This is a genomic window from Nonlabens xylanidelens (genome assembly GCF_002934445.1).
Taxonomy (GTDB): Bacteria; Bacteroidota; Bacteroidia; order Flavobacteriales; family Flavobacteriaceae; genus Nonlabens; species Nonlabens xylanidelens.
In genome coordinates this window covers 104,261-124,232 of sequence record NZ_PTJE01000008.1, presented here as the reverse complement: position 1 = coordinate 124,232, position 19,972 = coordinate 104,261, and the positions used below count along the sequence as shown (strand labels likewise).

6 protein-coding genes are annotated in these 19,972 nt (G+C 33.1%); 3 read left to right on the top strand and 3 right to left on the bottom strand.

Features of this window, described 5'->3' with window-relative positions; all coding sequences use genetic code 11:
- Positions 1-9 precede the first annotated feature (9 nt).
- From LY01_RS13705 to LY01_RS13695, 3 genes are read left to right on the top strand one after another with little or no spacing between them, the layout of a single operon-like run.
- Entirely contained in the window at positions 10-1,092 is a 1,083-nt protein-coding gene (locus LY01_RS13705) for a hypothetical protein (RefSeq protein ID WP_146080441.1), read from the top strand.
- Complete coding sequence (locus LY01_RS13700; RefSeq protein ID WP_104516565.1) at positions 1,085-1,558, top strand: hypothetical protein; 474 nt, start codon at positions 1,085-1,087, stop codon at positions 1,556-1,558. Before LY01_RS13705 ends, LY01_RS13700 begins: the two co-directional genes overlap by 8 nt.
- A complete protein-coding gene (locus tag LY01_RS13695) occupies positions 1,555-2,055 on the top strand; it encodes a hypothetical protein (RefSeq protein WP_104516563.1) in 501 nt (166 codons plus the stop codon). The genes LY01_RS13700 and LY01_RS13695 overlap by 4 nt, the downstream gene beginning before the upstream one ends.
- On the opposite strand, the gene LY01_RS13690 is transcribed toward LY01_RS13695, so the two are convergent.
- The 3 genes from LY01_RS13690 to LY01_RS13680 are packed head-to-tail and all read right to left on the bottom strand — an operon-like array spanning position 1,996 to position 19,959.
- On the bottom strand, positions 1,996-12,594 hold the full coding sequence (locus LY01_RS13690; protein ID WP_104516561.1) for an RHS repeat domain-containing protein: 10,599 nt from the start codon (positions 12,592-12,594) through the stop codon (positions 1,996-1,998). The two genes, LY01_RS13695 and LY01_RS13690, sit on opposite strands and share 60 nt — an antisense overlap.
- Entirely contained in the window at positions 12,584-13,240 is a 657-nt protein-coding gene (locus LY01_RS13685; RefSeq protein WP_146080440.1) for a hypothetical protein, read from the bottom strand. The genes LY01_RS13690 and LY01_RS13685 overlap by 11 nt, the downstream gene beginning before the upstream one ends.
- The gene (locus LY01_RS13680) at positions 13,240-19,959 is read right to left on the bottom strand and encodes a hypothetical protein (protein WP_146080439.1); all 6,720 of its coding nucleotides are present in this window, start codon (positions 19,957-19,959) and stop codon (positions 13,240-13,242) included. Before LY01_RS13680 ends, LY01_RS13685 begins: the two co-directional genes overlap by 1 nt.
- Positions 19,960-19,972: the final 13 nt, after the last annotated feature.

The following is a 19,972-nucleotide window of genomic DNA, read 5'->3' as shown; positions in this document are numbered from 1 at the left end:
GAAAGTTTTATGTATGGAAATACTTTAGGCGTCATTACGTTCGTTTTATCGGAATCGGGAAACAATTACGAACAACTGACAATTTTTAAAGTAGTCAAAAATAGTTTTTCCCTTATTTCAAACAATAAAACATTTAAAAAATCTGATGTTGAGAAAGTTGATAGTTTAGTAGTCGTTTATATTATAAATGGTCAAAGTAGCAAATCATTTGTTGTAAAGGATTCAATTGACAAGTCTTTATTTGAAAAAACATTGTCAAATAGTTTCAATATGTCTTGGATTAAATTTTCTGATAGAATTGTTTCCAGCCAAATAGATGAAAGTCAATACTCAAATCTTAAAGTGTTAAAAAATAAATATATCAAAGACCATCATTTTACTGTTATTGGTGATTTAGGTATTACGTATTTAGCTTATTTAAATATGGTTAAAATTCCAGATATCAAAGGTTTAATTATTCAAAATTTTGCTACAACATTTAAGTTGGATGGCGATAATTACGATTTAATAGGTCTTAACTCTTTAGGTATAGTTGCATCGATATTCAGTCAAAATACATTGAATACAAAAATGGATTTTAGAAATGATTTGAATGTTTTAAAGTCATTTGCAAAGAGAATACTTTTTAAGATGGTTCCGGTTATATTGATAATTATGATTTTGAATTATTTTTATGTCAATAAACTAAATGTTGAAATTACTGAGTCACAATATGAAATTTCATTAGTTGACGATATAATAGGTGATAAGAGATTAAATGAAGAGTTGAAAAAAGATGATGTATATTTTTTTAACCAGTTAAGTTTATCATATGGAATCCAACGAGCTCATATAATTAATGATATAATTGATTGTCACGTAGAAGGAATTAGTTATGTTAAAATTATTATTGACCCTTCTAATGTCAAAGAAGAAAGTAATCTTAGTAAAGGTAAAGGTGAGATCTGGTTTGAAACTTCTAATACAGATTTAATTGATTTATGGGAAAAAAGCATTAACAAAAAAGGTCAATTTGTAAATGTAAAATTAACAGAGTTAAGTACTAATAATAAAGATTTGTCCCAAGGCTATATTTCATTCGGTTATGAATAAAATTTCAATTTTATACAAAGGGATTATTGTAATGTTATTTTGCATTTTTCTAGGTTTAGCAATATTAAGAAAAGTATTATTGCCATCAATTGTGTTAAAAAATAATGTTGAAAAAGCCAACTCGGAATTAGTTCAAAAAAGAATTAAACTATCGACGATTGAGGGCTTTGATACAAATCAATTTTCAGTGAAAGAATATTTTTTAATACAATCATCTATATTGGAATCGATAAACACGGATCCAGATGTCAACATTATTCAATTTACAGAAATTAAAGTTATTAAAGATTCAAAATTTATTGACTACGATTTTACTATAACTGGTTCACAGTCGGATCTTTTAACGTGGTTTAATAAATTTGAGTATGAATTTAAAGACGCAATTATTCGATCTTCCTTATTACAATCAAAAAGAAATAGTGAAAAGTTATTTCTTACAGTTTATTTAAGATCAATACAAAAATGAAGACAAAAAAAATAATCAATATCATTTTAATGATCATTGTTATGTTGATATGGTCGACTTTAGGGTACCGTTTTTTTTATAGTTCCAATGAGGTATTGCCTGTTCAATTTCCAACAGTGGAATTCGAATCAAAAGAAAGTTTTAGGTTTGAAATAAGGGGAAGAGATATAGTGTTATCTGATAAGGATGCATTTGGAAAGTATAAAACTCCAAATAAGCACATTAGGGATAAACCTACAATACCATTAAAAAAGAAACCAAAAGTAAGTGTGATTGAAGATAATCCAAACAGGATTAGCTTTCATGGTAGTTTAACTGATCAAAATGGGAAAAAGATTTATATAATTAAATTAAATGGACAAATTAAGCGTATGAGTATTGGACAAAAGATCGGTAATGTTACTATAATAAAGCCGATTGAGAATGGAATCCAAATTTTAGATAGAAAAGAGAAAAGAGAAGTTTTTGAGATACTGCCTGATCACGGCAACAGATAATCTAAATGGTTTTACGGCAACTATCAAAACTGTCTTCCCTGAATCCCGTCCATGTCTATTATTTAGGAGCATCCCATACGGATAGTAATCGTTGTATGCAAAAACGTCTGGTTTAAAGTAGTTTTGCGATGCAAGCCATGCTGCTGGGTTACCCAAAGCATTTAATTTTAAACCAGACATGTATACTATCTGTTCTTCTCCTTTAAATGGTTGTGGGCCTAGCTCTATACTAATAGCGTAATCACCTGCATTACTAATTTGATAATAGTAACTCGATCCTTTTTCTTTATCAACTGAGGTAATCAAATCGCTCTTTTCTATTAAAGTTAAGTTTTTATCACCATCAACGCTATATAAATTAATTGTTGCTCCATAAAATTCTTTTGATTCAGAATCTAAATTCTCAATAGAAAAGTTAATAATCCCAGGTTTTGTATTAAACATAGTTAAAGCACCAGCGCCTTCTTCTCGACCGTGGAAATAGATGTACTCTTTTTGAGAATCAAATTTATATAACCCACCTTTTTGTTCCATATTTATTTCAAAAGAACGATTCTCCTCTATCTCATAAGTAGATTTATTATAAACAGGTAGTTTTCTATCAGTAACAACACTTAGTACATTACCGAGATGGTTAGATAACTCATAACGCTTATCTCCTGCAAACCTTTCATGCAATGAATAAGATTCTTCTTCTGGAAAATTAGGCGTGTTGTTTTGTTTATCTCTAAAGTCTGGTATCCCATCTGAATCGCCATCATCGTCAAACCAGTTAGTCATATCAAATTCTGGTAGCTGCTCTACACTAGTTAAGTAACTATCACCATCATCATTATCATCTGCAAAATCTGGAGTGCCATCATTATCAGTATCTAAAAGAAGGTTACAATCTACTGCATCTAGAGGTATATTAATTATTAATGCTGGATTACCATTGCGATTAGACTCTTCTATTTCATATTTTGTCAATACTCCATCTCCATCGTGATCTGCAGAGAACTGGTAGGGATCGTAACCATAATTAGATTCACATTTAGTAGAAACGTAATCATTATCATCATCTGCATCTAGATAATTAAGTGTGCCATCATTATCAAGGTCTATGTTAACATTTAACGGATTATTTTCCCATGAGGTATCTATACCATCACCGTCATCATCTGGATCCATATAATCAAATATCCCGTTACCATCTGTATCAAGATATCCACTGCAAGAACTAGGATTAAAATTACCATACTCTAGGTTCGTAGGAACACCATCCCCATCGTCATCTGCATTATTTGGATTAGAGCCATTTGCGATTTCACAGTCATTAGGAATACCGTCTAGATCATTATCAGGAATAGGTTGATACAAGCATGGGCTAGTAGTATAGTAACTACAGTCGTCAGTTGCAATAGTGAAGGTGTTTGCATTTGTTCCTCCAGGGATGCCATTTCTAGTAAAAACTCCTAGTAAATGTAAACCTGATTCACCAGTTTCTCTAAAACCTATTTCTCTTTGAAGCACACCGTTACTTGAATTATTAGAAAATTCATAGTTCAAGTAACACATGGCAAATGCACTTTGATTATTGCTATTACCTATAGAACTATTACTTCTGGTAATCCCGCTCGAACCACTTATAAAGTCATCTGAATGAGATGGGTTATTATAATAATAGGATTGCCCATTAAGAATAAATTCAAAAGCAGTTATACTACGTGATATTGATAGATTAGGGTTGATCATTTTAATTTCTGCCGTTACATCAAGAACACCTAATCCTAATGTAAAATTAGGGTGAATAGAAGGGTCTAATTCTAGTCTTTGAGCAAGAGTCCCTGATCTTGTATAGATATGAAAAACAGGCTTTAAGAGTCCATTTTCATTTTCTATATTAAACATGATTCCGTTACGTGCCCCTAGATTTGAATGAGCTGGAGACCCTGTATAAGCTGATATTAATTCTAGAATATCATAATCTGCAACGGCATCGAGATCGATAACCGTATTAAATCTCAAATAATTATCGTGATCAGATAGGAATATAGGACTTCCTTCGTTCCAGGTAGCTGTTTGTGAACTAGCACTACTACCAAAGTGATAAGCATAATTATTCCCAAGACAACCTGATAAAGATTTCACTGTAAACTCATTATCAAAAACACCTTTTACAGTACCTTTTCCAAGATGTAAAGAACTGATTTCCAAACCTAATCTACTACTACCATATATGTGCTTTTCTTTTTGAGTTAGATTATATTCAGCAATATCTTTTTCTGTCATCTTAATGTAATTCTCATAAGTAGCCATTACATTGCCCGACGCATCTCTTATATAATAAGTAGATACTATATCTCCTTCTTGATTTTGTTTATTTACATGCTTTGCTATTCTATTACCTAATGGATCATAATCAAAAGTTATTACTGTACCGTCATTTTTTTCAATCTCAGCAACCTTACCATCTACTCGCCACTTTATCTTTAATTCTTCACCTTCATCATAAATAAGTTGACCTATTTCATCATATTCATAACTACTACTACCTTCATTTATATCACCTTCATAATTATCAACATCTGGATCATCAGATAATCCTATTAAACGATTATTAACAATGTTACCTTGTGGATCTCTTTCATAATCGTATGTAAAACTATCAAAGTTATCTCCGTTTTGACGCTTTCGCGAAAGCGAGGTTAAATTACCATTGCGATCAAATTCATACTGTGCTCCATACGTGGATCTTACAATACCATTTAACTCCAGTTCTTCTGACTGAAATTGTTTTATCCTATTGAGCTGATCGTAAATATATCTATTAGACAAAGTACTCAATTGTTCTTCCTTAGTACCAAGAAGTGAAGTAACCATTCTACTGATGTTACCATTAAATAAGTCTTTATTTTCTGTACCACCTATTCCAGATGAGGGGTTTAAAGAGTTAGTATTAAGATTACTATTATTTGTATTTAACAGGTTACTTCGGCCAAGTGATGAGTAATCCTTTTCATAGTAATTAAGAGAATAACCCATAGCATCTATAGCAGTGTTTTGATGCTGTAATCCATAACCATCCTGCCCTATCTCTACAGTTCTATCAACGTTTTCAGAATTTACACCTTTGAGCCATCCATGAATAGTATAAGCATAATCTGTTCCTTGTACTTTTTTATCTCCTATTTGTACACGAGCCAGTGGTCCATGTTTATAGTACTCATACTGTGCATCTTTCTCCCAGACAACACCATCTGAAGATGTTTCTACATATTGTATTCTATTGTCTGCATCGTATTCATAACGGTGTATAAATTGGTCTCTCTTATCTTTTTGATAAGTTACTTGATTTACATTACCACTTATTAAATCATAGTCGTACAGTACAGAAAAATAAGCATTATCACTATTCTCAAGAAACTCATCGTTAATATGAGTGATCATTTCCTTTACATTGCCATGAATATCATAGTCATAGTGTAACGAATTATCTGAGATGCTATTAGAAGTGTAAGTACTGTAATATTTAACATTAGTAACTCTATTTCTCGTGTTTTGCGCACTATAATCTTCAAATAGATCTTGTAGAGCAGGTGTTGCAGGCAGGTCATAAGTAGTTTTAGTCACCTGACTTCTTATACTAGTAATATTATCTGGATATAATGTGGTATTAACACCTGCTTCCTGGCCAATTGTGTTATCTATTAATATACCTTCGTCATTTATGATGTACCTTCCTTGTGGCACATTCATTTCTCCAGCTTCACTTATGCGTCCTAACTCGTCGTATCTAGTGTATGAGAATTTCTCGTATTGATTAGTTGAATATCCAATTTTAGGATTTGATACACTCTGCTCTCCAACATTACTTGACGATCCTGCAACAAAATATACAGCAGCTCTAAGAGGAGCACCGTTTGTATGATCAATTAATTCGCCAAGAGGATTTCCATTATGAGTAAAGTAAATTTTATTTTGAATCCTTTCTACCCTTAAGACATCACCATTATTCAAGACGGTACCGCCAGATGGCCAGATCCAACCACTAGTGCTATTATTATTGAGTTTAACAATTAAATGTCTTCTTTGTTCCGTTATATTAATAGGTTTATAGGCATACATGTTAAAATCTAAATTTGGCCAGTAAGAACTTGTACCTATGTAATCCGTAAGACCAATCATACTATAGGTTTCTTCTTCAAAGTTATTTGCAACAATTTCAAAAAAACCATCTCCTTCAATTTGTTGCTCAGAACTTATCGAACTTGTAGTCATTCGATTTATTTTTTTTAATAATGATTTATTTGAAAAATCTATATTTCTATTGTTAATCCAATTAATATCATTGCTATTAATTATGACTTGTGCCTGAGGCCCAGTAACTATTTCACTAGCCTGTTTTGCATTTTGACTAGCAATAATTCTCCCTAATTTGTCATAAGCAAAACGTGTCTCACCACCGTCTGGTGTAGATTGCCACACCAATTGATTAAGTGAATTGTATTTGTATTGCGTGGTTAATCGATGCTCAGGAGAAATGGTTGAGTTATTTACATTTATACTACTGTTAGGGTCACTAGCATCATAACTATCTCTTTCTTGATTGATAACATTGTGTTGAACCGTTGCTTTAAAAGTATCGTCTATTCCTTCTGGTGGTACCGTTTGCACTAGATTACCTGCCTGGTCATAGTAATACAAAGTATATTGATACTCTAGATCTCTTACACTAGATGTGAGATTCTCAACCGTCGTACTTAATACATGATCTGTATAAGCTCTTTTAAAGTAGGCTGTTTGTTGTTCTAAATACTGGTTATACAAATCATTTTGATAGGTTCTAGCAAAGTTGTTTTGAAAAGTTTCACAAGGGTCTTCAAGATCTACCAAAGGTGTCACAAAAGGAACACCAGCTGTAGGGCATGAATTTTGAATAGTGCCAATTTTAATCGCTCCATTAACTATTTCTTGAGTAAATTCTAGCCAAGTTAAATGATCATAATATTGAGGGTCATCAATATAAGCGTCAATTGCTGCTCGTGTATCTGGATGGCCCATGCCCAAAGCGTTACCGCCAAAATTTAAGATGGATAAATAAAAAGGGCTATCTAAACCATTTCCATTCACGACACGATCGATATAATAAATCCAATCGTTTAAAACGATCGAAGCATTATATTCACAAAATTCTTTTTCAGTGAGGTAGTAGCTAGAGTCTATGGGAGACAGACTAGGCATTAAAGCCATATATAACCCATAAATCTCTGGTGTACAGGCTACTGGAGCTACTTGAATTGGCACACAAGGATTGCCACAGTCTCTAAGATCTCTTAAGTATACATTGTAATCACATTTATACTCGTTTGAACCATTATCTCTTATAAAACCTAAATTAAAATTTATGTAGTTTTGTGTACTTCTCTCTAAAAGATTTAGGCTTAACAACCTAGGATTCTGATAATTCAAATTAGCATTAACAAGTGATGTGTTTATCCTTGTTGAACCATTAAACATGTAATCTAATTCACTGGTTAGATTTTGTAAAGTGCAATCACCTTGTCCCGTGCTGTATCCAGTATCCCTCCATTCCATGTAAAAATCGATATCTCCTTGAGCAGAAAAAGAAAAATACGCAATGTTACCCAAATTATTTATAGTAAAATCATAAATTGAAACTACTCCATTATCATTAGGGATGGATGGATAAGCCGCTACTAAAGATTGAGACAAAGTTTGGTCGAGTTGATAAGACTGTAAATTTGATGTGCCATTCAATCCATACTCAGCCAATACTTCCTTGATTAAATCTTCTAAAGGAACTTGAATATTACTATCGTTTGGCGCAATTGTAGCTAAAGGTAGTGTTCCTGTGCAGCAGGAAAAGTCCATCGCATTAGTTTTACTACCAACAGGAAATGATAAACTAAAGTCAATAGGCTCATTATTAAATGTATTTGGTGTAGTAGAGGTATCTATATATGTGTAATTGATAGTTCCTGTATTATAATCTGAAGTAATAGGTACTTGAGAATCTGGATTGTCTATAAATAAGGAGTTTATTGTCTCTAAACTTGTAAAATTATTCGTGTTATTAACCTCAACTTGAAAAAGAATTTGATTGGATTGTTGAATAATAAATTTACTGCCATTCCAACTCCAAAAGGCATTGTTTTGATTAAAATGCATCGGTAAATAACCATTACTAAAAGAACTGTAATTTGAAATATCTACAGGTGCAGTACTAAATAAATTTCCATTTGCTTGCAATTCTCTCATTAAATCGTGCAAACTACTTCTAAACAGCTCTCTTTTACCACAGGCGGCATCACTATTGCTATCATAAAAGTCATTATATGTATTACTTGCTGGGTTACCATTTGCCACAGCTGGGTAAGATAAATTTGGATTACACCTGTCTAAATTGATACAGGTTGTACCCACTAATACCATTTCTTTAATTACAGGGTTTGTTGAATTCAAATCGGTTATATACTTTACTAATATTGAATAATTTGAGCCCGAACTATTATCCCAACTAGTTTGTACTAAGTTTGATAAACTTACTATTTTCCAATTTGAACCGTATGTACTGAAGTTAAACCCTAAATTAGGATTAGTAAAATTTAGGGTGAATTTAGGGTCACAAGAGGCATTCAAATTACTAGAATTCAAATTTAATTCTAATGTGTTACCATTATCAATTGGATTAAGAACTAGGTTCAAACTTGAAGTCTGATTATTAAAATTATGTCCAAACGCTTCGATTAAATGTCTATTTATATAATTACGAGGAACTCCAGGGCTCCAAGAGCCATTCCCTAATTCGTTTCTCTCTTTAAAATAGCCATTTAAGAAGAACTCTGTGGTTGATGCAATAGGACATTTCCCACTTTCATAATAGTTTTGATAATTTGCTTCATCTTGATATTGATCTAAAACGTCTTGTAAATCACTTCCTGCTGGTATGATTACATCGATAGGTCTGTAAACGCGATACATGTCATTTAAAACAGAAGAAGTATTTTGATCACATACGGGAAGATTACTTCCTTGCGGGAAAGGAGGTAAATTAACTAAATTATATAATTCATTGTAAGCTGCAGCAGTAACTCCGTTATTGAATTCACTCAATAAAGCTCTATAATCATTACTTCCTATATCATCAATACAACCATTATAACAACCATTATTTACTGCGTTAATACTTGCATAAACATTAACGATTCTAGATTTCAATTCATTATAATTCATTAAAAACAATTGCCAAAATTGCTTTTTATTTTCTTCGATTTGAAATACACCACCATTAGAAAGATATGAATTTCTAACCGTATTATGATTTATTGTGTTTGCACTATAAAGCAATGGATCTACCGAAAAGAGGGTTTCATAAGAATACAACCAAAGGCTTTTACCATCGCGATAATCATAACTAATAGCGTCAAGCATAATCGTTCTTCTTGATGACAAGTCATCTACGATAGTATTAGTACTATAATCAAATTGAAAAAACGGATCATACTTCATAATGGCGGTACCACCAACACCAGTAGTAGTTGCCTCTAGTAAATCAATATCAGATCCATTTACATGAACTTCAGAATTTTCTAACATCAATAAAGATTCATCAAATGCCTTAGAACTTATGAGCCCTATAATATCAACAGCTACCTTTTTTGTGCATAAAGGATCCATAACCTCTATGTAACAGTTTTCTGGATGGTATTGTAAAAGTGATTCTGCCCATTGTGGTTCAAATAAATCTCTAAATGATTCTTCACTTAAGTCTTGAGGTTCCACAATAAAATAATTCGAATCATTTGGATCTAGAGCAGGATTTGATATATCAATGGCTGGCCTGTAAATAGGATTCCCTTGAGTATCATATGAATCGATGCTTACTCTAATTGTAGATTGTCCACCGTCACTATTCATATAACCTATACCTCCAACAATTTCAGGTTTTTTCCAAGGCGCAATATTATTCGAATCATTTGGCAAACTACTATTGGGATTGAAAATAGAGTACGCGTAGCCTGCAGATCCATCTGGCTCTGCATATTGTTCTCCTGGCATAAAGTGAGAGGTTAATAACATTCCATTTGCCACGCATTCAGCCTCGTAAAATGAATCCCATAAATCATAATCAAACTGACTAGCAGCACATAAATCATCATATGTTTCTGAATATGCTAAGTACATTTCGTTAAATAAAGACATTAAACTTGCTCGTTCAATTGCTGTCTTATCATAAAAATTTGGTATAAGACCTATCTTCTCTTGAGTAAAAATATCAGTCGTCTTTTTTTCTTTCTCACAACTCAAATCGCAATCATCTAGTAAATAGCGTACATCAAAATTCTCAATGGGCTCTATACAAGATGAAGATAAGTAAGCGGCTAAAGCCGTTTCTAGCGCCTGTTCATTAACTACTAATGTTTTTGAAATATTATATTGACCCAATTTCAAACCATTTAAGTTTAATGATTTTGGAAGTATATCGCTAGTACCTGCGTTATTAAAAGTATGAGTTCCTGATAAAGGATCTCCACTGTCGTCGACAGCAAATTCATTACCACAATCATCTGTAATACTGATCTTATAATCCACGACGGCATCATAAGTTTCTTCACAATGTTCTGGAGAAAATGGAGAGCCATCTGCAGTATAGTTCAAATTAATAACCCCTTCATTATTCTTATCTAAGATAAGTTCTTCACCATTGAATATTAATCCATTGAAGTAGGAACTACCATTTGAGTAAAACAGATTGTTTTTATCTACATTTGTGTCTACTGCTGTATCATTTACTTTACCTAAAAGATCTTTATTGAAAAGAGAAAATCTTCCTACTTCAGATAAGGTTAATAAATTTTTTGGAGCATTTTCAACTAACGCAGTCGCAATCGTCTTTCCTGAAGGATCTACATAACTGATACTTGCCTGACCATTGGGATCTATAACTACGTTACGCTTGTAATAAGTTGAATACCCCACATTAACCCCAAAGAGGCGGTTCAAATATTCTTGATCAGGAGAACCATAATAATATTTCATTTCATGACCTGAATTCAAAGCATGTTCTTTACCTACTCCGGATTTCCTTTTTACTCTACCAGTGTTATCATTTGTGTAATCTGTAACAGAGAAGGGAACCCCATCTGCGTCTGGTATGTAATTATCCTTATTAGTAGTTTTAAGAGCTGTATCATTTGAATAATAAAGTGCCGCACCCTTGGATTGAGACATTTCAGCATAAGGCATTTGAGTGTTTTCTGGATCACAATTAGCATCTAGTATGGGATCAGAAAATTCAAAATCAAGGAAACTATAACTTTCATCTTGATCATTGATATTAAATTTAGGATGATAATCTAAAGGACCCCATTGTGCTGGAGCTGGTAGAATTTCAACAGCTGGTCTTCCAACATGGTCATAAATAGCTTCACCTACTATAGCCTGTTGGTCTGTATTTATTTTGGTAACAGTTTGTCTATTACGCAGGCTACCATCCATATAACTTATTACATCTTTCTTTTTGCCTTCTTCGGCATAAGAGGTTTGAATTTGCCAGTTTTTAATTTTTTGATGTGAAAAAGTTTCAATAGCATAATAGTCAGCTGCTTTTGTAGGGTTTGTTGCTCCTGTCCACTTACCATAGACATAACTAGATCCATAATCTTGGGCCTGGTCATTGTAACCGACTCCTCTTACTCGAAATAGGAGATAACCTCTCTCGTATATAAGTGGTAACGTATAACTACTATTTTTTAATAGTAAACTCGTATTATTATTATCAAAATCTTTTGTGTTCCATTGAATATCAGCTGGAACTTTAACATCATTTGAACTTATCCCATAATTATCCACCCAAGTCCATTGTAATTCATAAAACTCGGCACCAGTAATTGGAGTCCAAGAAACTGTAACCTCTTGAGGTGCATCTTGAATGGAATTTCCGGTAACGATGGGAGTAGAAGAATTATTGGGGTATCTGTAAAAAACGCTGCTATTAAATGAAGATGGTTGTGGGCTTAATAATTGTGAGTGGTTAGAAACAAATTCTAAGTTTAAAAATACATTTTGTACATCTGAATTGGATAAAGAACTATTGTTATCCAAATTTGATATTGCTACATTTAAAATTTCGATTGTAGCTTCATATGCGTTTTCAATAACTAACACATCTCGATCATTAATGATATCAGAAATATTTCCTAAAGGGCTGTAATTAACTTCTAATGTTCTGGGAAATGCCTGATTCCAATTACCTGTTGATAAATTACGAGTTTTAATCTTAAAATCAACTGTATATTTAAATCTAAGAGGTTCAACATTAATCACATCGTCAAGTATTCCAAGAGTCAATTGCATAGATGCAAATTCCTTGTCTGAATTAGGAAGAAAGTAATCAGGATCGGTCTCTATCATATGCCTTCCTGGAACTATTTCATTTGATAATGCCGGTCGCGATGTAATGATTTGAGAAATCCCATCTTGAACAGATAAAAGTATGAGTAGTCCAATAATGTATTTAAATAACCTATTTTTCATCGTTCGGTTGTATTAGTTGATATGTTTTGTATTTACTTAATAGCTCTAATGAACCATCCGTATTGATTTTAAAAAAGTTGGAAACTTTTATTTGAGATTCTTTAATTTCTGTCCTATTAGAAATTTTATAAATGATTTTAGAAAGTCCATAAGAATTCCATTTGTCAAAAAAAACGATAACCTCTGTGACTCTTTTTTCTTTGTCTGTTTTTACAAACATCTTGTTTAAATATTGGGACATATTCTCAATAGGATCAAGTTCAAAAGAGTAGCCTGAACTCGTTTCTTTAGGCTTTTTAAGAAAATAAAAAAACTGCAAAGTTTCAAAGTCTATGGTAAGACCTGTATTTGTGTTAGGATTTTTAACTTTTGAGTATAAGACTGTTTTCTCAGGATTTACTACCTTAATCTGATGTTTGTCAAAACTAAAAAACTCAGTATCCTTTAATTTTGTGTAAACAACATCATCAGATATGATCGCTTTTCCCTTCACAACGCTTGTAACACTATCTAAACCGATAATAGTCATCTCAATATTTGATGCGTATGATTTATTTGCTTCTATAAAACTTTTATAGAAATCATTTTGTGCCTGCAAGCTCCAGCCAAACAACCAAATAATTAAAATTACAAATAGTTTATTCATTAGTTAGATAATTTGCTCATTCCCTGTCTTGATTCTTGAATCGTCATGATACCACGACTGGTTTCTTTTTTGATTCTGATCAAATTACCTTCCATATCATACTCGTAGAAAGTCGAATAATTATTATCATCTAACTCTGCACGAAGTCTAAAATTATTCTTGTCATAAACAAATGATTTCATACTTCCATTAATAGGATGAATACGTAAATCATCAAGTAAAGATGCTGAATTAAGGTTAGAATTTTCAACAATGACCTTCATTACATAAGCATCATCACCAGCTATAAATCGCCCGCTTAACTTTTGCCATCCATTAATGATTTTACCTTCCGGTTTAAACCTGAATGATTGTAGTTGGTTTTGATTTGAATCATAAAATGAAACTATTAATTTTACATCTTCATAAGTTACTGGTTGTTCATCCCTTAAACCTTCCGGAGTGGTTTCGTTTAAATAATTTCCAAATTGATTTACCCAAGCAGAAACGTAATATTCTTTGTTACTATGGGGTGAAAAAGAAGTACAATCAATGCAATAGTCATCAAGTTCTATCATTCGATGGTATAGTGAAAACTTTTCTTCCTCATCATAATTACATTCAGCATCAAAATTAAACGAAGCTTGTGAAAAATTATAAGGATCATTATTACCTAAAACAACATTTTCTAAGGGTGCATTTTCACCGCAATCAAATGGGCTAAACGATTCAAAGACAAAATTTATATCATTTTTTAACTCCAGACTATTTATACCTTGATTAAACTCTAAATTTGAATAAAAGTCAAAGAATATTCCTCTTTCCTCATCAATAATAATATTGCATATAATTGGTATTCCTCCTTCTGGATTGTTAACGATGAATGGGCGTAAATCATTAAAGCCTGGAACGGCAAAAAGATCTGAAGGTTCATCAATACATGAGCCATCTTCATAAAGCTCTCGATTCATCCATAAATAATTAAGAATTCTTCGCAGTGCATCACCTGGATTACCTTTCGGGCAGGGTTTCATGCTTTTTTCTATTCCGTAACGCTCTCCTCCTCTCAGCACCAAAGAAGTTTTTCCAGTGTGTGCTGCCTGATCAGTTAAGTGAAATTTAATATCAAAAAAATTGGAGACATCGCTAATGTATTCATCATCTGCATTCACGGTTTGGTGCAATGCATTTGTGAAATCAAAATGTTCTTCACCTGAATGTTCTATATAATCATAATCTTCAAAACTATCAAAAGCAAGTTCCCTATACTCAGTATTAGAGGCTACTGCAGTAGGAAATTTTTTATTAAATCCATACATAGCTGAGCTAAACCTAGGGGTATCCAGTGGATCCTTATTTTCCAACTCCAGACCGTAAGGACTTATTTTACTTACTTGAGAAGCAAAAGTCCATGAATTTCTCCCAGAAATTGTCGATTGATATTCTTTTCCTGTAGCTTCCCATTTACCAGTTTGATTATTTATATTATAAAAAGGCACAAAATCTGAATAAAATCCATCTGTTCTCAAAATAGGTTTCTCCTCATTATCTGAGTCTCTACCAGTTAGAAATGCATAAGATTTTATCGGGCGGTATTGCCCTTTGAGATTATTAAAATATGGATTTATAAATTGACCTGCAGGATCATTATAAATAGGCCCAATAGAATCTTCTTCAATTTCTTCAAAGCCACATTCACATGCTGGATCCCATCGATCACTCATTTCGATTGAAGATGCATTATAGACTTGATAAGATTCATTAAAGGCAAAATTGCTATTTGTATCGCTAGTAATAGGTAACTTATTAAGTAATGCTCCAGTTGTCAAATCTCTAATAGGATTTCGCGAAAGCGAAATAGAACTAATGGCTTGTGCCTGTTTATTATCGTAAGCAGATCGAACAACTTTAAACTTTTGAGTACCACCAAGCGTTGAATTGTCTATATACTCACCGGCCTTATTTATAAGATCTAAAGAGCCAGTTAGCAAATCAACACTATCTACCCAAAAAGAATCTCCATTTGAAAATGACCTTATCTCATCTCCATTTATAAGGTATTGTAATCCAGAGTCTAAATTGATTAATTTCTCGCCAAGTGTATTTGTGGCGCCGTTTTTGAAATTATATCTATTGTTTGCATAAGTTAGTTCAAAAACCATCCCATCATTAAACGAACTATTTCCCATCTCATCATGAACCCAGTGACTAGGAATATCCATATTATAAATTACATCATTAAACTCATTATTTACTTGAGTAATGATAGGTTTCCTGCTATAGTAATCATAAGCAAGATGCTCTGTGGATATTTTTGATTCTCGATCATAAAGGGTAGTACTTTTTAATATACCAGTTCTATGGACATGTTTTGCTGTAGCGACAGACCTCATTTGAGAATTGAAATTACTGATGTTAGGCATCCCAAAACCTGTTACAAACAAAAATGGAGGAAGAGGTAAAGCGGTAAAATAAATATTTGCATCCATTCCCGCAGAGAATGAAGAAGACTCAGAGTATCTAAAATCATTGATCACATCATATTCCACTCCTACCTCTTGTTGAACAATATTTCCTTTCTTATCGATTTGAAGGACTTGATTATTCAGTCCATCTTCATCTACCTGATATTTATATTCTGTTTTAGTGATAAATTGATCATCACTTGCTCCTTCTTTATAAACACTTTGAGACTTAGGTTTGCCATTCATATCATTTGTCTCCACATAAAACGCTTGAGATGCTATCAACCTTTCTGTCTGTACTATATTTGAAGGAACCCCTATTAAATCAGCTGCAAAATCAAGTGTGCTTCTAGGTGGTGTAATGATATCTAACACACTATTTTTTTGAATCGTAGGGAAATCTCTGGAAGTATAAAATTTATGAACTACTTTACCGGTAGCTTTCTCGTCAAGAGTAAATGATGATGTAGCATCAGGATTCTCTGGTTTGTGGTTTTTTACCGTGACTCTAGAATAAGTAATTGAAGGATTAGGATAATAATCCTTCATTATAGGACCATTTACATAGTTTGAAGAAGCTGGAGCTAAAAATTTATCTATTAAACTACTAAAATTATCAGAACCTAGTCCAGCTACTTTCCTACCTCTATCTTCAAAAGGAAGCATGAATGGGTTTTCCTCACTTAAATGAGGTTCAAATGTTGCCACACCACTTGAAAATAAACCATTTTCTGATACATAACTATAATCTTGACCATATTTAGGTTCTATATCGGAATTTGAAGAACCTGTCATTAAATCCCAATTACTATTTACAGAAATGCTATTTACTCTTGCTCCACCGCCTTTTTTAAATCCACTAGGCTCTCTAAGTCTTAACCAGGATTTATTGGTGTACATAATTTCACCAGACCCACCCTCTCTGAGCAACGAATTAGGTGACCTGAACATTTCTAATAAGGATTCAAAAGTATCTGCAGCGCGTCGCACAACGCTTCCAATTGAACCTAAATCTGCTGATAACTCACGACCATTAAATGCAACTTCTGGCATGTAGTGACGCCCGTATAACCATGTTGCTTTTGAAAAAGGATGTGCTGAACCTCCATTATTTCTTCCATTCAAAGTAGGTAACTTAATAGGTATAGCTACATACAATTTATTAGCTATTAAATTAAAATTTGAATTGCTAATTGAACCTGGATCTTCTAGATATATATATCCTGAAATGTACTCATTAAATCCACCGCTGTGGACATTCATTAATGTTTTAAAAAACAAAGGTTCATCCATTAAATCATCTAGATATTCTTCTCTAAATTCTTCTAAATAATCATTATTTGATAAACTACTGTCTTCAAAAGAGTTTTTGTCTAATTCAAGGTATAGGTATTGCTTTGCTCCTAGAGTATTATTGTAAAGTTGTACTGAAGTGTTACTAACATCACTATTGGCAATGGATTTGTCATAACCAGCACCAGCAATTCTAAACATTTGCATGTTTTTTTGATCTTGGACGTAAGCATAATCGTCAGACTCATAATCTATGTTAATATTTCCACCACTTGGTAGTTTAATCTTTGATAAAAGAAATTTTTGGGCTAGTTGATCGGCCTTTGTTGCTCCATCAGTCAATTGCTTATCCTGTGGTGTATATGGAAACTCTGTGTTGCTAGCAACGTCAGTAAGAGCGTTACTACCTTCAAACGGCTTGTAATTTCCCCAAACATCTTTGTTCATAGGGTGGTAATTAAAATTTGAATCTTGGTTGTATTCAAACTCATATGGAGTATATCTACCCATTTCGGAAGATCCATAAGTAAAAAACACCTTTTTTAAAGTTAATTTTCCGTTGTTACTTACAGAATTGGGTAGACCAATGTTATTTCCACTCTTAGATTGTAGACTATAGTCATAATCAAAATGCGCCGTTTTAAGTGGTTTTATACCTGGATGAGCTGCTGCAGCCGCAGCTGGATTGAAATTAGTATTATCCAGCAATCCTATTTGCTCGGCCTGTTTTAAACTGTATAAATAAATTCTTTTAAGATATCTAGATCTGGAATCACTACTATTATTTACACCACCGTTTTCGTCGATTGGAGCTAGATTATCTTCTCGCTTTTCAGTAATAGGATTATTCAATTCAAAAAAAGCCACATGCGTTTTTGTAATAATCCGATCTAAAAAGGCTTGCTCTTTCTCCCCATAATTGTAAGAGGCTTTGTTATCTCCTTTTAGAGAGTTTAATCCTTCATTAAAATTAGCTGTATTCGATTGTACGGGAGTTCTAAACTTACTAAGGGTCGTAGACTTCTTATAAGTAAATAAGGTATAAGAACCCAAATCGTCAGGAGAAGCTCCATCACCCTTTCTATCTCTATAATCACTGGATAATACACTTTTAATCAAACTTGTATGTACGTAAGCTGGTATTTCTTTGCGTTGCACAGAATGATCTTGCCCTTTATTATTTGATGTAGTGGGGTCACTGTTGTCATATCTGATCTGACTATTATCAAAAGTCAAATTTGTAGAACCTACACTGAAGCTATTATTAATATTCTTTAAATTATATAAGGGCTGGATGTAATTGTAAATAGATCCTGACTCGTCAGTAATTCTAAAACCTGCTTGATGATGGTCTTTTGAATTAGTATTCAAGAAAACCTTATTAAGATTTGCATATTCGTTATTTGCGCTCGATAAATCGGAATTGTAATCTTGAAGTTCTGAAACGCTAATAGACTGAATGCTCTTACCTGTTGGTATCCTATCTTCTTGCACAATTTTTTCTGTTAGCGCGACCGATCCTTCTGAACTAGGAGACTTTTTATACTTCCCCCAATTAATGTCCTTGTTACTTGCCAATCCAAAATTTACAGGGCTTTTTCCACCAATTTCAGTAATATATTCATCTGTAACTGTTAAATCATTTTTTAAACTGTTCTCACCTACCATTTTAAAATACAGCCTTTTAAAGTTAGGATTCAAAAGGTCGACATTAACAGGGTCTAAATGTGATTGAAAACCACTTTCTGGCCATTTTCCAGATTCAGAATTAGAAAAAGAGCCACTTGTTTCTACCGCAACACCAACACCATCTGGACCTGCAAGAAAGTCAAAGCCTCCTCGAATATCATTTGAGGCATTTCTTACAAAAGGATCAAATACATAGTCCACTTGAGACTTCATCGGTTTAAATGATCCTGATAAGCCTTGTCCAGATATATTATACATATCAAACATATGTTGTGGAACAGGTAAAACAGAAGTATTAGCATTTACAGGACGATCAAATGAGCGAGTAAAGTCTAACATACCATCTCCTGCGTTCATATAATTATTATTGTAACCGAATGCAGAAAACGATCTTTCTATATAACTGTCACGTATTTGCTGAACTGCAACACTCGCATAGACTTCTGCCTGCGCTCCAAAAATCAAATATTTAGTTCCCGAGCCTACTTCGAACCTTCCTAAAAAATTAGTTAACCCTAAATTATAAGCGGGCGTAAAACTCTTGGGAGCTCCTAAGTCTAATCTAGAAGTAAATGAACCACTTGCGTTGACGTTACGTTGTTTAAACGGAACGGAAACATTAGAAGTTATTGAAGTGTTTAAACCTTGAAAGCCTTGAAATGAATTATAATTAAATCCTGCTCCTAAGGTTAAACCAGGTATAGCAGATATCCCTAGATTACCTCCTATAGAAACGCCGTTAGCACTAGTAGGAGCAAAATTAAGAGAAGGTGAAAGTTTATTATGTATGTTTAATGCAATACCTAACGATGGCAGTACGGATAAACCCCTATAATTATTATACTCCAAGGCTAAACCCAAATTTAACTGAACAGGTATTAACGCATCATTACCCGACACGCTTGGATGTATATTAGCACCTAGTACATAGGTTTCCTCAGGTCGTTTGTTATTTTTAGTTTTGATTTTATCAGTTCCATCAAAATCATCAGGTACCACACGCATGGATCTATTAATTTGTCCAGCACTTAAATCCCATCCATGACCTACCCAACTCGATGGGCTATCAAAATTTGTAGAACTACTGTATCCTAAACTCAAAGGATAACCACCAACATCCATCACTGGTATACTGTAGTTAAAATCCCCACTAGTCAAATCTACCATGTCTGATGCACCGATAGGTGTAAAACTATTAAATTCTGGTTGTGTAGGGCCTTCTGGGAGCGCCCAAGCTGCTGATGGATAAATACCAGCAAATATTAAATTAATGGCTAAACAACTAATAATCATTTTTGTTGATTTA